Genomic DNA, 14,904 nt, shown 5'->3' on the forward strand with positions numbered 1-14,904 from the left:
CTCCCTTATCCTTTTCCAGTTTTGACAATGAAGCAAGGTGCCTCCGCCATTATATGTGTTCCGATTCCCAAAAGTCAATCAGCTTACCGCTGCCCTGCGGTTACCGCTGCCCATGCTGGTAAACTGGTGACTGTTTCATCTTTTGATCTTCCGCTGGTGCTTCTGTCGAATTCCACTTTGTCAAATGCCAGACATTTCCGTCTGCTCCCCGTCTTATGTGATGGGTTATCTAACCAGACTGAAACACCAGACTAATCAATTAATTGACTGACTTGGGAGGCGTTCACATGACACCCGTTATTGAAATGAAAGGCTTGCGTATGCGCTATGGCAGTGATGGCCCCTATGTGCTCAACGGCATTGACCTTACCGTTACCCCCGGCACCATTATTGGATACATCGGACCCAACGGGGCGGGCAAAAGCACCACGGTAAAGATCATGCTGGGCATGGTGCAGGAATATGAAGGGGATGTGTTGATTTTTGGCGAAAACATCCGAGAAAACCCGGTGGCCTACAAACGGCGCATTGGCTATGTTCCAGAGGCTGCAGTACTGTATGACAGCCTCTCAGGCTCTGAATACCTGCGTTTTATCGGTGACCTCTACGACATGGAAGCAGATGACATCACCTCCAAAGCGGAACAGCTTTATGAGCTTTTCGGCATTGGCGACGCCCTGCACCACCGCATTTCCTCTTATTCCAAAGGGATGAAGCAAAAACTGATGATCATCGCCAGCCTCATTCACAATCCGGATATTTTGTTCTTTGATGAGCCTATCAGCGGGCTGGATGCCAACAGTGTGATGATTTTCAAGGCCCTGATGCAGCAGCTGGCCCACCAGGGAAAGACCATCTTCTATTCCTCCCATATCATGGAGGTGGTGGAAAAAATCAGTGACCGCATTGTGGTGCTGCACCAGGGGCAGGTGGTGGCCGATGGTTCCTTTGAAATGTTACAGGAAAAGAACCATGAAGGCACCTTGCAGGAAGTGTTTAACCAGCTCACCGGGTTCCATTCCCACGAGGCCATCGCCGCCTCCTTCGCCCAGGTGGTGACAGGGAATGCAATGGCAGCAGGGACGATGCCGGAGGAAGGGATGTTGAAATGACATCCTCCTTTCTGTTGATACGCCTGTTGAACCGGCTGCATCCCCTGATGCGCCGGCTGAAGGTGCACCCGGTACAGCTGACTCATATTCTTACTTTAAAACTGACCCTGGAAGACCGGAAAACCACCGTGAACGAAAGCATGGGGGGCAAACCAGGAATGCTGAAAGGGATGAAAGCCAACCTGCTGATGCAGGCCTTCATCGGCCTGTTTATGGGGTTGGTGATGCTCCAGCCAGCCGATCTTTTTTACCCGGCCATGATCATCATGAGCATGAATGTGGTGATGATGGTGATGTATATGGTGACGGACTTTTCCCAGGTACTGCTGGACACCCGGGATACTGCCGTGATTATGACCCGGCCGGTGGACCCCCGCACCATGAATGCTGCCCGCATCATTCATGTGATTTATTACATGAGCAGCATGTTTGCCGCCCTGAACCTGGCCCCCCTGGCCATGGGGATTTACCGCCATGGGTTTCGGATGATTCCCGCTTTTCTTTTGGCATGGCTGTTTCTGCCCCTGCTGGTTATTTTTGTCACCACACTGCTCTATGGTTTTCTCATTCGCCGGTTCACCGGCGAAAAGCTGAAAGACATTCTGAATGTGTTTCAGGTGTTTTTTTCCATTATGACGGTGGTGGGGTATCAGGTGGCCATTCGCATTTTCAGCCTGGTGGATCTCCACATCACCTTTTCCCTGAAATGGTGGACCTACCTGTTGCCCCCCGCCTGGTATGCCGGCCTTTTTAAAGTGGTGGTGGAGGGTGACCCCGACCCGGCTTACCGGCTGCTGATGGTTTTGGGGATGGTGTTGCCTGTGGTGCTGGGTTACTGGCTCATTCGACGGCTGCTGCCCCGGTACGAATACTACCTGACCAAACTCCAGGTGGAGGACGGCTTGCGGGTGCCTGCTGATTCCCTGCCCCGCCGGGTGCAGGAAGGCCTCTTCCGCTGGCTGTCCAAAGACCCTGTGGAGCTGGCTTTTATGCGGTTCTCAGCTGCCAACATGCGGCGTGACCGAAAGCTGAAACTGATGATGTACCCCAATCATGCGTTGGGCATGTTTTTTCCCCTGCTCATGCTGCTGCCTTACCTGCAGCGTTTTGACAGTCTGGCGGTTTCCCTCCAGGAGCTGCGGGGCGGCATGGGGTACCTGTCACTGTACCTGATGCTCCTGTTTCTTGCCACCAATTTCAGCTTTCTACAGTTCAGTGAATGTGCCCCGGCGTCCTTTATTTACGACACCTTTCCTGCCAAAAATCGTCTGGTGATCTTCCGGGCGGCGCTGAAGGCCTATGGGGTGATTTATATGTTGCCGGCACTGCTGATCATGGGCGCGATTTATACCGGACTCATGGGCCCCGCCATTCTCCCCGGTCTGGGAGTGATTCTGCTGGCTGCCTTTGCTCTGTTGGGGCTTCGGGGCATTATTCTGCAGCCTTTTCTTCCCTTCTCCCTGGAAGTCAGAGAAGCCGGCAACCGGGACATTGGCGAAACCATCCTGTTCAGCATGGTTGTGGGAGGCATGAGCGGCCTCCATTTTCTCCTTGTTAAAAACCGTCCCCTCTGGGCACTGGCCGCCTGCATCCTATGGCTGGTGGTGATCAAGGTAGCCTTCGCCCGCATTCTCTCCCACGGGGAGCTGACACCCCAAAAGGAATAAGCACACCTCCAGCACACAAAAGAAGCCCAGGACGTTTATATGCGTCTCTGGGCCTTGTCTTTTTGAAGCCATTATTCAATTTTTTTACAGCAACTTTACCAGTCGCTTGTCAGTCACTTGTCAGTCACTTACAGGAAAAAGCAGATGATTCGGCTGACCACACGCATGAGCACAGGTACCCACAGAGAACCGGACCAGAGAGCCGCCAGCCCATAAACCAGTCCTTCTCCCGTTGCCACCAGCCCCTGGGAGAGCTGCGCCGTTACCGGATAAGTTTGCAAGGGGGCCAGGGACAATAGCGGTACCTGCAGCAGCCCATAAATGGCCGCCTGAATCAGCAAAGCTTTTTTGCCGGAAAGGTGTTGTTTCAGTTCTCCCAACACGAAACCACGAAAAAGGATTTCTTCTGCCAGTGGGCGGGCAACCAACAACAGCAGACCCAGCTGCCACAGTCCCCGGGGGTCGACGATAAGTTGCGGTACAATCACTTCCATGCTTGCGGCACTTCTTGCCATCAACAAAGCTGCTCCCATCACCAGCCCTGCCAACAGAGAAAGCCCCGCATCTCTCAACGACGGTCTTGTAAAGAAACTGATTGCCTGCAAGCGTTGCTGCCGGTCACGAAAGAGCTGATAACACAGGCCCAAGGCTACGACGGGTGCCACTGCGTAGCGGCTGAGGGCCATCAACTCTTCCAGGGGCAGCCGCCCCATGCTGACCACCAGTTTGGGGGCGGCCATGCCCGTTACTTTCACCATAAAGCCATATAGACCCTGGATGATGCAAAAGATCAAAATATATTTCAGTGCCTGCCAGGAAGCCTGCAGCGTTCGGTTCACCATACCCACCTTTTCCACTCCTTCTCCCACTTGACCCACTTTTTTCCCTTCAAGTCGTTCATACCATTCATGCCATCCTTCGCTGGTGCTCTTTTTTATGCACCTTGTGATGACATCTTCGTCTCCTTATTATGACGGGGGAGGGGGCGTGTTTCAATGGGAGATGCAAAAGTGGTCGGTCAATGGTCAGAAATAACCAGCGGAATGGCCACATTGACGTTAAACCGGCGGCCTTCATCTTCAATCTTCAGGATTCCCTCATAGCGTTGGATGATCTGGCGAACGCTAAGTAATCCTAAACCATGCTCACCGGTGTTCATTCTGCCGTTGCTTTTTTCTTCAGCTTCTCCGGCTTCTTTAGCTTCTCCGGCAATGCTTTTATGGGAGTAACCCTCCCTTATCATTGCTTCGGTAATCTGCACCGTTGCCTTTTTTTGGTTAATCACCTGAATCACCAGGTGCTCCTGCTTCACGTGAACGCGAACAGCCATGTGGCGGTCTTCCACCGGCAGCTGTTCACAGGCTTCAATAGCATTGGTCACCAGATTACCCATGATGATGCACAAGTCAAGGGGGGCGATGGGCAAGGCGGCGGGAATCAGTGCTTCCAGTTCCATGGGAATCTGTTTTTCCCGGGCGGTCATGCGCTTCACATTCAGTAGTGCCGCCATTTCGGGATGCTCAATGCCGATGAGGTCGTTGACGGTCTCCACCTCTTTGATGAGTTTCTGCACGTACTGGCGTGCCTCCTGGGGCCGGTTCATTTCCATCAGACCATATAGACAGTTCAGGTGATGGTTGAAGTCATGGCGCTGGGTTCTGACAGAAACCAGGGCCTCTTGCATGCTTTCGGTGAAAAACACCTGCTGGCGGTAGGCTTCTTCTTTGATTTGCCATTCCCGTTGCTGTTGATGAAGTACCGTCCGTTTGTTGAGAAAGATGAGTACCGTCACACTGAAGAACATCACCACCAACAAAAACGCCACGAGGGCAAGCCGATCGATTCCTGATACAGCCTCTGAATGCATATAAATGGAAAAGCTGATAAAAATAACAGCGACGTTGAAAATACCTGCCAGCACCACTGTGGGAGCTATGCCTTCCCCCTCAATGTCAGCCGGGTGAAACAAGTTTAATTTGGGATAAAGGCCCAGCACCAGTACCAGCGACAATCCCTTCGAGCTGACAATGCCCAACATGCGGTAAAAGCCCCATTCATTAAAGGTTTCCGGCGGCAAGCTGGTCAACGCCAACAGTACCACGATCACCAGCAGCTCTACAATAGAGATGGCAATCACCGCGACAATCATGCATCCCAAAATGCGCCGCAGCCGACTGGTGAAAATTTGCGTGAAAAAAAGGCCACTGACCAGCATCATCAGCAGCAATCCTGGTGTACTGGCAGAGCCGAAATAACGGTTCGTGAGGGCGTTAATGCTGCCGGCCGCCAACAGCAACGCCACTGTTTTTGCTTTTGAACCGCCCCGGTGCTTCAGAAAAGGACTCACCAGCCAGAAGATTAATGAAAGATCGACCATGCTGACGATCCAACGAACTATTTCTGCCACCACTATCACCTCATTTACCATCACGTACCTTATCTCTTCAGCCTTACGTTTCATGCCCCGTATGCTAACACTTGCATCTACCCTCTTCTATTCCGTCACTTCCATTGACGCCTTCTGTACCGCCGATTATGTCTTATCTACTCTCACTTACTCTTGACGCCTGCTTCCGACGCCTGTGGCTCAGTATGATTTCATTTTTTCGACCAGATTGTCTAATCAAAAAGCTGCTCTTCCAGTGCCGCTTTGACAGCGGGTCGATATCGTCGGCTGACGGGAATAATCGCTTCATACCCTTCCACATGAAGCCCTTCTGAAGTCAGACGCCGTATGCGAAACCGATTCACCAGAAATCCCTGGTGGCACTGGAGAAACCAGTGGGAGTCCAGATTTTCCTGGAGCTTTTTCAGGGTGCCGTAGCATTCATACGATTCTGTCAGGGTATACACCGTCAGCTTGCGCAGCTTCTTTTCAATAAACAGCACTTCCTCATAAGGCACCTGTACCAGCTGCTCTTTGGTGTGCAGCACGATCCGCCTTTGCCTGGCTTTGAAAAGCCGTCTTTCTTCCAGTCTTCTGGTCACCTGATCCATGACCAGGCGCAACCGTTCTGCCGTCACTGGCTTCAGCAGGTATTGAAAGCCATCAATTTCATAGGCCTGCAGGGCGTAGTCGCCGTGACCGGTGATGAAGATCAGCAGTACTTCCGGGTTCAGTGCTTTTAAACGGCGACCGGTTTCGATGCCGTTGAGGGTTTTCATTTCCATATCCAGCAAAACTGCCTGCAGGTTTTCCAGCCCTGGATGTGCCAGCAACTCCTCGCCGCTGTTGGCGGTCATCACCTGGGCCTGGGCTGTCGAAGGGTATGTTTTCAGCACCTGACAGATGGCCGCCACCATGGTGGGATCATCGTCGCAGACGGCCAGTCGTTGAATGGTCATCACACCGCCTCCTTTCAAACGGACTGGGGACATACGTCTTTCAATCCGCTTGTAATCGGTATTATACCACACCAAACGGCCGTTGGCATTTCTCTCTTTCTTTTTTGTTAACCATTTGATTTTTGTAGTTGACAAAACATTTTGCGCCCTTTATAATGCGGGTAGTACATTCATTGAAGGAGGCGTTCCCTTGACCAGCAAAATGACGATTCATGACTACACGCGCATCGCCCTCATGGCCGCACTCATCAGCATTTCCAGTTATATCGCCGTTCCTTTACCCTTTTCGCCGGTACCCGTTACCGCCCAGACCTTGGCGATTATGCTCTGCGGCATGTTGCTGACGGTACGGCAATCTTTTTACACCCTCTCCGTGTACCTGCTGCTGGGTACCATCGGCCTGCCGATTTTCGCCGGAGGAGGCTCTGGCTTGGGCATTATCATGGGGCCCACTGGTGGCTTTCTCTTCGGGTTTCTGTTAGCCGCTGTTTTCATCAGCCTCACCAAAGGTGACCAACCCAGCCTGTGGCGTTATGGGCTGGTGAACGCCATAGGCAGCCTGGTGGTGGTAAACCTGGCGGGAGTGCCCTGGCTGGCCTGGGCCACTGGCATGGACTTGCCTCAAGCCTTTGCCGTGGGCTTTATGCCTTTTCTCCCTGGCGCCATCATCAAGCTGGTGATCGCCACCCTGCTGGCCTGGAAGCTGGTGCCGCAACTGCGCTGGTTGCCCGCAAGTCAGTCCAGCCATTGATAGACCATCCCACAACCGGGACAGGGGAAACGTCCCCTTGTCTCGGTTGTTTGTTTTTCATGTTACTTTTTGGCGTATGTAGTTGGAAAGCCTGTCGATGAGGATGATCATGACAGCTACTCCCAGCAGCAACAGCCCTACCCGCTCCCAGTTTCGCCAGTTGATGTTCATGGTCAGGGCTGTGCCGATGCCCCCGGCACCAATGATGCCCAGCACTGTGGCGTTTCTGATGTTGGACTCCATCCGGTATAACAGCAGGCTGGTAAAATGGGGGAAGGTGTGGGGAAAGGCACCATGGCGGTATGCCTCAAACCGGGTGGCTCCCGTTACCAAAACACTCTCTTTCACATTGCCCTGCATGTTTTCCAGCACTTCACTGTACATTTTTGTCAGAACTCCCGTGGTGTAGATACTCAGGGCCAACGCCCCTGCCAGGGGCCCGGGACCAACGCCCCTGAAAAAAATGATGGCCATGATAATGGGCGGAAACGTGCGCATGATGTTGATCAACCCCTTCGTTACCAGCGAAATCGGCTTCGCCGGCGAAAGATTGCCGGCGGCAAAGTAGGAAAGCAGAATGGCAAGGAATCCCCCTGTGATCGTTGCAAATACGGCAATCAAAAAACTCTCAACAATGCCTTCCAGCAGCTTCGGATAATAAGAAAAGTCCACCTGCAGCATGCGCAAGACCATTTGCCTCCCCTGCCCATAGCCGACAGCCAGCCTTTCCAGGCTGATGTTGAGGCTGTTGATGATGCCCACCAGCATCACTGCCAAAAGAGCAGGGATGAGCACTGACTTGACTATCTGATGCTTTCTGTAGTGTTGAAGATTTTTGTAGGCCGGTGCATATTCCTTTAGAAACTTTCGCATCTGATAACTGAGAAGATCGATGAGAAGAATGGTGGCAAACAGCATCAGGATCATGGTTGCCAGGTTATCGTAGCGAAGATGGTTCAAGTCTCGCCACATCAATTGCCCAACTCCCCCTGCCCCCACCAGACCAAGAACCGTGGCACTTCTGATGTTGGTTTCTAAGACGATAAAAAACACAGACACTGCCATCCCCAGCATGTTGGGAAGCACGCAGTATCGAAGCACCTCCAGGGAACTGGCTCCCACCGATCGGGTGGAATTCAGTTGATTTTCGTTAATGGACTCGATATATTCCCGAAAAAGCTTCAGCGCCATTAAAAAGGCAATGATGGCAAGGGCCAGGGTGCCGGAAAACTTTCCAATGCTGAAGACAGAAACCAGGAGCGCCGCCCAGATCAAACTGGGAATGGTTCTGAAAAAGGCAAACACCCCATTGAGCATCTTGCTCACATACCGATTGGGGCTGATGTTTTCTGCAGTCAGCAATGAAACCGGAATGGCCAGCATCACCCCTGTCATCGATGACAGAATGGCAATTTCCAGGGTTTCCATGATTTTTTCAAAGACTTCTCCCATATAAGAGAAATTGGGATGCGCCATGCGTCGAAAAAGATCTGCCATGTCCGGAAGCCCGGCAACAATTCTTCCAAGGCTGAACTCCACCCCTACCCCCATGAAAAACAAAAGGATCATGGCGAAAACCAGCCCAAGGCATCGGTGACGATTCCGCTTACTCATATAGTCTTTTAAGGACATCATCTGTCAGGTCACCTGCTTTCCCGTCGTAAACCACCTTCCCCTTTTTCAGCCCCACAATTCTGGAGCAGTAGGCTTTTGCCAGCGCCACATCATGCAGGTTAATCAGAATAGTGATGTTCTTTTTGATATTGGCCCTTCGGAAGTATTCCATGATCAGGTGGGCCGTGGCTTGGTCCAGGCTGGCCACCGGCTCATCTGCCAGTATGACTTTGGGCCGCTGGCACAGGGTTTTGGCGATGGCTACCCGCTGCTTCTGGCCGCCGCTGAGGCGATCGGCCCGTTCATACATTTTTTCTTCCAGCGCCACATACGACAGGGCTTTTTTAGCTCTTGCGTAGTCTTCCTGGCTGAAAATCCTGAAAAGTGACTGAAGAGACGTCTTGTAGGAAAGTCTGCCTATGAGAACGTTATCGATGACGGTGGAGCGGTCAATCAAGTTGTAGTCCTGAAAGATAAAGCCCATTTCCCTTCTTACTTTTCTTAGAGACTGACCGTTGAGGGTCATCAGATCCCGCTCATCCAAATAAACTGTTCCCCTGGTTGGCCGTACCAGCAAATTCATGCACTTGAGCAGGGTGGACTTGCCACTTCCGCTGGAGCCAATAATCCCGACAAATTCCCCCGGTGCCACCGTCAGGCTCACATCGTCAAGGGCCAGTGTTTTGTTGTCATAAATCACCTGCAGGTTTTCCGCCTTTAGCATTACTCCCACTCCCGGTTCCGTCTCTTGATTGTGAATCCTGATTGCGCATCCTGCCTTTGTTAGTCCTGCGCCCTTAAGTCAATGTTCATGATTTCTGCTGTGGTTCTGATGACCTGATAATCTTCATCTGTTGCCGGAACAAACCCGTGCATATTAAACAGTTCCTGTAAAAGCGCTTTGCCCTCTTCATCTTCGGCAATGGCCAGAAGGGCCTGTTGAATCCGATCCCGCATCTCCTCTTCCATGGAGCCGCTCACCGTGACGCTGATATTGGGGATGTGATCTGTATAGCCCAGCAGCCTGGTTCGCTCCATTGCATCGGGAAAGTCCTGGCTGTAGCGTTCCCTGGCATCCACAAAGGTGACCGCCACGTCAATATCGCCGTTCAAAAGAAGCTGCAGTGATTTGTCATGGCCTCCGCTGTAAACATATTGCATGTCCCGCTCAAGATCAATGCCTTCGGTCACCAGAAAGGCTCCCGGGAACAAATACCCCGAGGTGGACGAAGGATCCACAAACCCGACGATTTTTCCCCGCACATCCTGGAAGCTGTTGATATCGCTTTCTTCCCCCACCAGAAACTGGGAGCGGTAAAAGGCCTCTCCGCTTCGATTCAGGGATGTGAGAATGACTTCCGCATCACTTTCCTGATGGGCCAGCACATAAGCCAGGGGCGGTATGAAACCGAAATCCACCTGCCCTGATCCCAAGCCTTCCACCACCCCCACGTAGTTGGTGGCTGTAAATCCTTTCACCTGCACTCCCAGGGCTTCTGAAAGCATCTCCGTCAAGGGCTCCACCGATTCAATGAGGGTATCTCCGTCTCTCATGGGAACAAATCCCATGGTGATCACTTCTTCTTTGGTTCCTCCGCAGGCTGATAAAACCAGCATGGCCATGATCACCAGTAACACCATTGTCATTTGCTTCATACCCTTCATATCCTTCACATCCTTCACAAACTCCAAGTGCTTTGCATTCTTTAAGCGCTTCATATGCTTTCCCTCCAGCTTCGTTTTATGAAATCAAACACGCCATTCTTACTGACGATATGCTAAGGGTACTAAATATGGCACCAATAATCAATACACAACGGGCACACTTCACTTTTTTATTTCATTTGTATGGGTACAATTATCCCCGCCATTGATTTGTTTTTTGCTCCCTGATTGATTTTTATACTTTCTTCATTTTTCCATCATAAAACCATCACATCTTCCCACTACAATGAACTTGTAGCATTAAAAAATCATTTAAGGAGATGTGATGAAATGAAAAAAATCTTAAAAGTGGCAGCTGTCAGTTTATTAGTGGTGGGACTCAGTGCTTCCATGGCCTTTGCAGACACCCCCGGCAGAGGTAATGCCAATGGTGCACAGCTTCGAGACATGACTGCTTCGGTGGAAGAACGTCTGGAGTTTAAGCTGGCCCGCATTGACGAGCTGGTGAATCTGGGACGATTGACTGAAACTGAAGCCGAAGAGTTCAAGGCCCTGATCAACGAGCGAATGAGTCTTTGTACCGGTGACGCTACCGGTGAGCGGATGCACGAACCAATGGGCGTTGGATTTGGCAGAACCAATGAAAAAGGATTTATGCAGGGTGCCGGGAACCAGTTCAGCCGATAGGTATGTGATTTCTACCTGCAAAAGAGGTAAAGAAAATGGAAAGAGGGACGGCCTGAGCCGTCCCTCTTTCCATTGGTTTTGCCAGTTTTTATTGTTGTTGCCAGTTTTATTTTTTCCTTTTCATGTGATGACTATTTCTAAACCATACTGACTTCCAGTTTGTGTTTTATCTTTTCCCATCCCGGGATGACAGCGTCGAGAAGCTGGTAAAACGCTGGACTATGATTGTGATATTTCAGGTGACACAGCTCATGCGTCACAACATAGTCAATGCATTCTTTGGGTGCTCTGATCAGGTCTGTATTGAGGGTTACAGTGCCCTTGTCTGAAAGACTGCCCCATCTTTTTTTCATTCGCTTAATGGATAGTTTTGGCTGGTCAAACTCGAGACCATTGAATTTCTGCCAACAGCGATCCATGCTTTCTACAAATTGAAGTTGTGCCTTTTCCAAATACCATTGGTTCAACAGCTTCTTGACAACATCTGGAGTCGGTTCGTTTCGGCAAGTGATGTGAAAGAAACCCCGGGACAATTTCACTGAGTTTTCCGTTCCTTCAGCTATTTTTAAGCGGTATTGCTTTCCTAGGTACAAGTGGGTCTCACCGTTCACATAACAGCGATCAGGCGTTTTGGGATTAAACTGTTTGAAATAGTTCAGCTGCCTGAGAATCCAGCGAGCCCGTTTGATGATTTTCTTTTCTATCAGTGTGATATCAGACCCCACGGGCACTTTAACGATAACCGCGCCGTCTGGATGCACAGCCATTTCCATGGTTTTTCTGTCACAGTACAACAGACTGTACTCAATGGTCTTTTGACCGTAAACAACCGCACCTTTGTTGTGATGGATGAATGTCCTCATCAGTGATAGCTCCTGTGCTTTGCCACCTGCAAGACCTTCCCGATGATGTCATCCATCTGATCAAGGGACAGTTGGATCCCTCTTGACCGCTTGATCTCATCATAGAGGTAATCGTCAATCTCATTAATCGCCTGCTTCTGTGCGTCTTCATCATCCCAAAAGTGAACCTTCTTGTGTTTTTCCAATATGCCATGAATCGCCATTGCCGTATCAGCCGCAGCTGATTCAAGGGCTTCTTCACTTAATTCATGTTTTTCAAGGAAAGGCTTAAGCACCCCGAAATAGGCCATGGCATCTTCATTGCCAGAAAGCTTATCCGGCATATCGTCACGCACCTTGCCGACCACCTTATTTCGGATATCCACCACTTGGTTCAGGTAGTCCAGATCGGATATCCGCTTCGCTCTGAAATCTTCAATCGCCTGCTGAATCAGTTTAGAGAACTTCTCGTAAAACGCAGGGTCTTCATCCATTCTTTCGGTAATGGCTTTCTTCGTGGCGTGGGCAATGGTATCAGCCTTCGAAGCCGTTCCTTTCTTTGTTTGGTAAACGCCTTGCTCCTCCTTGACCTGATTGAACATTTTGTCATCAAAGATATTCACCGGCTCATTCAGCTGAACCACTTCATTGGCTTGAATATGTGTATCCAGCAGCTTTTTAATTTTGGGCTCGTAATCCCGGTAATCAATTGCCTCTGCATACCGGAGCTTGACAGCCACTTTGAGTGACTGGAATTTCCGAAGGTCTGCCTTGTATCTGGACAACGTTTTATCATCGGTTTCGGCCAAAAACTTCTCAGAAGAGAGTGCGATGCCCAGGGTTTTACCAAACTCTGAAAGCCGGCCGTAAAACGATTCTCGAAGCTCATCATCTGCCAGCAACACTTCATAAGCTTCTTCATCATAGGAATGCTTAACTGTTTTGAACAGATCCCAAAGATCAGAATACCGGGTGGGTAGTTTTTCGATCTCACTGTTAATGGATGTCAAAGTGCCCACCAGATCGGATTCATCAAACCCTTCAAATGCGCTGTACATGGTAAGTGCCTTGTCCAGCTCACCCAGAACACTTGCATAGTCGACGATAAACCCGAACTCCTTCCCCTCATGAAGACGGTTGACCCGGGCAATTGCCTGAAGCAGCGTGTGCTCCCTTAAAACCCTGCACAAATAAAGCACCGCGTTTCGTGGCGCATCAAAGCCTGTGAGCAGCTTGTCAACCACAATGAGGATTTCAGGTTCACTGCCGTGTTTAAACTGGTTGATGAGCTGCTTGGTGTATTCTTCTTCACTGCCATAGCGTTTCATCATCTTTTGCCAGAATTTGACGACCTCGTCTGTTGCTTCATCATCGGTCTCTTCGTAGCCTTCTCGCATATCCGGCGGCGAGATCACCACATCAGAACTGACCATCCCAAGCTCATTAAGATACGCATCATACTTGAGGGCAGAAACTTTGTTCGGGGCCACCAGTTGAGCCTTGAAACCTGTTCCCTGCCAGTTGGAGCGAAAGTGCTCGCTGATGTCAAAAGCTCTCATGTAGATGACCTGATCGGCTTTGTTCAGCATTTCAGCCCGTGCGTATTTCCGTTTCAGGTCTGCCTGCTGCTCCTTGGTCAAACCCTGTGTGTGCCGCTCAAACCACACATCAACAGCAGTCTTATTCTGTGTCATCTCCACATGCCGCCCCTCATACAGAAGAGGAACCACTGCGCCATCTTCAACGGCCTGTGTGATGGAATAATGGGGCTCCACCAACTCACCGAATTTGCTGAAGTTGTTCTTTTCCTTCTTTAACAAAGGCGTGCCGGTGAATCCCAAATAACAGGCATGGGGAAACATCTGTCTCATCCGTGCTGAAAAAGACCCAAACTGGGTACGATGACTCTCATCCACCAAAATGAAAATGTCGGGTGATTCATCCTGATATTTCTTGACCGCATATGCCTTGTCAAACTTGTGAATCAGGGTCGTAATAATGCCCGACTTCTTTTCAGCAACCAGTTCCAGCAGGTTTCTGCCTGATGTTGCCCGGTTTGCTTCAAGACCACAGGCAGCAAAGGTGTTCCCCAGCTGCTTGTCCAGATCGTCACGGTCTGTCACAAGCACAATCCGCGGGTTCAAAATCTCGGGATCCAAGGCCAGGTTACGAGCCAGCATCACCATGGTCAGCGACTTTCCTGATCCCTGGGTGTGCCAGATAATCCCGCCTTTACGCGAGTTGGTGCTGTCAAAATGCTTCACCCGGTTCAGGGTAGACTTGATGACGAAATACTGCTGATAGCGGGCAATCTTTTTGATTCCCCCGTCAAACACCGTAAACTTCCACGCCAGTTCCAGGAGCCTTTCCGGTCGGCAAAGGGAAAACAGCGACTTATCCTGTTGGGTCACCAGCCTGTTACCGATAAACGCTTCCGGTTTAACATCAAAGGTGGCCGAAATGCTGGCGACAACCTCTTCTGAAAGTGGCTGGCTGACCAGTGCTGCCAGTTTTTCAAACCCACGCTCACCCTTGTCCATCTGAGGCTCTTTCCATCCCCCCCAGAATTTTGCAGCGGTTCCCGTTGTTGCATACATGGCGCTGTTCTTATTCAGAGCCAGCAGCAGCTGGGTGTAGATGAAGAGCTTTGGGATATAGTCATCATGCTGGTTTCTGATGGACTGGGAAACAGCCTGTTCCACTTCAACCTGCGGCGATTTACACTCAATCACACAAAAAGGAATACCGTTGACAAAAAGAACCATATCCGGCCGGGCGGTTTCTGTTGACCGCGAACGTTCAACTTTGTATTCCACCGTCACATGAAATTGGTTGCGATCAGGATTACGCCAGTCGATATAGTTCATATTGAAACTTTTTGAATCGCCCTCTATGGTTTGCTCCATGGCCGTGCCCAGGGTTATCAGATCATAAATGGCCTCGTTGGTCTTCAGCAGACCGTCGTATTTGATGTTTTTCAGCTTCTGGATCGCCGACTGCACATTCTCCTCACTGAAAAGATAGTCCCTGCCTTTGTAACGAATGCGGTTGATCTCTTTAAGCTGGCCTCTCAGAATATTCTCCAGTAACACATTGGAAAGTCGCCCCTGCCGCTCCGCTAAAACTTCTTTAGGGGAAAGATATACATATCCCATCGCAATCAGTAATTGAAGCGCCGGTATCTGACTTGTCAGTTTTTCGTTCGTCGCAAAATCACACAT

Annotated in this window: 12 protein-coding genes; 4 read left to right on the forward strand and 8 right to left on the reverse strand. The window is 50.4% G+C overall.

Annotated features, from left to right (window positions below):
• The first annotated feature begins 287 nt into the window (after nt 1-287).
• Both AAIG11_RS15105 and AAIG11_RS15110 read left to right on the forward strand, forming a co-directional pair.
• On the forward strand, nt 288-1,112 hold the full coding sequence (locus AAIG11_RS15105) for an ABC transporter ATP-binding protein (protein WP_343187064.1): 825 nt from the start codon (nt 288-290) through the stop codon (nt 1,110-1,112).
• Nucleotides 1,109-2,779 (forward strand): hypothetical protein, encoded by a 1,671-nt coding sequence (locus AAIG11_RS15110; RefSeq protein WP_343187065.1) that lies wholly within the window; start codon nt 1,109-1,111, stop codon nt 2,777-2,779. The genes AAIG11_RS15105 and AAIG11_RS15110 overlap by 4 nt, the downstream gene beginning before the upstream one ends.
• Before the next feature lie 128 nt (nt 2,780-2,907).
• Here AAIG11_RS15110 and AAIG11_RS15115 read toward each other — a convergent pair whose 3' ends face one another.
• From AAIG11_RS15115 to AAIG11_RS15125, 3 genes are all read right to left on the reverse strand, one after another.
• Complete coding sequence (locus tag AAIG11_RS15115) at nt 2,908-3,657, reverse strand: CPBP family intramembrane glutamic endopeptidase (RefSeq protein ID WP_343187066.1); 750 nt, start codon at nt 3,655-3,657, stop codon at nt 2,908-2,910.
• Nucleotides 3,658-3,797: 140 nt separating this feature from the next.
• Complete coding sequence (locus AAIG11_RS15120; RefSeq protein WP_343187067.1) at nt 3,798-5,240, reverse strand: sensor histidine kinase; 1,443 nt, start codon at nt 5,238-5,240, stop codon at nt 3,798-3,800.
• A 158-nt stretch (nt 5,241-5,398) separates the two neighbouring features.
• On the reverse strand, nt 5,399-6,124 hold the full coding sequence (locus tag AAIG11_RS15125; RefSeq protein WP_343187068.1) for a LytR/AlgR family response regulator transcription factor: 726 nt from the start codon (nt 6,122-6,124) through the stop codon (nt 5,399-5,401).
• Between the two features lie 190 nt (nt 6,125-6,314).
• Here AAIG11_RS15125 and AAIG11_RS15130 point away from each other — a divergent pair, with 190 nt between their 5' ends.
• Nucleotides 6,315-6,875 carry a biotin transporter BioY gene (locus AAIG11_RS15130; protein ID WP_343187069.1) on the forward strand — a complete coding sequence of 187 codons (561 nt, stop codon included), beginning with the start codon at nt 6,315-6,317 and terminating at the stop codon, nt 6,873-6,875.
• Between the two features lie 57 nt (nt 6,876-6,932).
• Here AAIG11_RS15130 and phnE read toward each other — a convergent pair whose 3' ends face one another.
• The 3 genes from phnE to AAIG11_RS15145 are packed head-to-tail and all read right to left on the reverse strand — an operon-like array spanning nt 6,933 to nt 10,208.
• The gene (gene phnE, locus AAIG11_RS15135; protein ID WP_343187070.1) at nt 6,933-8,489 is read right to left on the reverse strand and encodes a phosphonate ABC transporter, permease protein PhnE; all 1,557 of its coding nucleotides are present in this window, start codon (nt 8,487-8,489) and stop codon (nt 6,933-6,935) included.
• Complete coding sequence (gene phnC / locus AAIG11_RS15140) at nt 8,482-9,213, reverse strand: phosphonate ABC transporter ATP-binding protein (RefSeq protein WP_343187071.1); 732 nt, start codon at nt 9,211-9,213, stop codon at nt 8,482-8,484. Before phnC ends, phnE begins: the two co-directional genes overlap by 8 nt.
• A gap of 59 nt (nt 9,214-9,272) precedes the next feature.
• Nucleotides 9,273-10,208, reverse strand: a complete 936-nt coding sequence (locus tag AAIG11_RS15145; RefSeq protein ID WP_343187072.1) for a phosphate/phosphite/phosphonate ABC transporter substrate-binding protein — start codon at nt 10,206-10,208, stop codon at nt 9,273-9,275.
• Nucleotides 10,209-10,484: 276 nt separating this feature from the next.
• Between AAIG11_RS15145 and AAIG11_RS15150 the strand changes: the two genes are divergently transcribed.
• Nucleotides 10,485-10,841 carry a hypothetical protein gene (locus AAIG11_RS15150; protein ID WP_343187073.1) on the forward strand — a complete coding sequence of 119 codons (357 nt, stop codon included), beginning with the start codon at nt 10,485-10,487 and terminating at the stop codon, nt 10,839-10,841.
• Between the two features lie 137 nt (nt 10,842-10,978).
• Here AAIG11_RS15150 and AAIG11_RS15155 read toward each other — a convergent pair whose 3' ends face one another.
• Together AAIG11_RS15155 and AAIG11_RS15160 are read right to left on the reverse strand one after the other, a co-directional pair.
• A complete protein-coding gene (locus tag AAIG11_RS15155) occupies nt 10,979-11,704 on the reverse strand; it encodes a M48 family metallopeptidase (protein ID WP_343187074.1) in 726 nt (241 codons plus the stop codon).
• On the reverse strand, nt 11,704-14,904 hold the full coding sequence (locus tag AAIG11_RS15160; protein WP_343187075.1) for a type I restriction endonuclease subunit R: 3,201 nt from the start codon (nt 14,902-14,904) through the stop codon (nt 11,704-11,706). The genes AAIG11_RS15155 and AAIG11_RS15160 overlap by 1 nt, the downstream gene beginning before the upstream one ends.

Origin of the sequence: Anoxynatronum sibiricum, assembly GCF_039414295.1 — a bacterium.
Lineage (GTDB): Bacteria > Bacillota > Clostridia > Peptostreptococcales > Tindalliaceae > Anoxynatronum > Anoxynatronum sibiricum.

Excerpts from the sequence above, each read along its gene's own strand:
- AAIG11_RS15105 (WP_343187064.1), top strand. The coding sequence starts at position 288 with ATGACACCCGTTATTGAAATGAAAGGCTTGCGTATGCGCTATGGCAGT.
- AAIG11_RS15110 (WP_343187065.1), top strand. The coding sequence starts at position 1,109 with ATGACATCCTCCTTTCTGTTGATACGCCTGTTGAACCGGCTGCATCCC.
- AAIG11_RS15120 (WP_343187067.1), bottom strand. The coding sequence starts at position 5,240 with ATGAAACGTAAGGCTGAAGAGATAAGGTACGTGATGGTAAATGAGGTG.
- AAIG11_RS15125 (WP_343187068.1), bottom strand. The coding sequence starts at position 6,124 with ATGACCATTCAACGACTGGCCGTCTGCGACGATGATCCCACCATGGTG.
- phnE (WP_343187070.1), bottom strand. The coding sequence starts at position 8,489 with ATGAGTAAGCGGAATCGTCACCGATGCCTTGGGCTGGTTTTCGCCATG.
- phnC (WP_343187071.1), bottom strand. The coding sequence starts at position 9,213 with ATGCTAAAGGCGGAAAACCTGCAGGTGATTTATGACAACAAAACACTG.
- AAIG11_RS15145 (WP_343187072.1), bottom strand. The coding sequence starts at position 10,208 with ATGAAGCGCTTAAAGAATGCAAAGCACTTGGAGTTTGTGAAGGATGTG.
- AAIG11_RS15150 (WP_343187073.1), top strand. The coding sequence starts at position 10,485 with ATGAAAAAAATCTTAAAAGTGGCAGCTGTCAGTTTATTAGTGGTGGGA.
- AAIG11_RS15155 (WP_343187074.1), bottom strand. The coding sequence starts at position 11,704 with ATGAGGACATTCATCCATCACAACAAAGGTGCGGTTGTTTACGGTCAA.
- AAIG11_RS15160 (WP_343187075.1), bottom strand. The coding sequence starts at position 14,904 with ATGTGTGATTTTGCGACGAACGAAAAACTGACAAGTCAGATACCGGCG.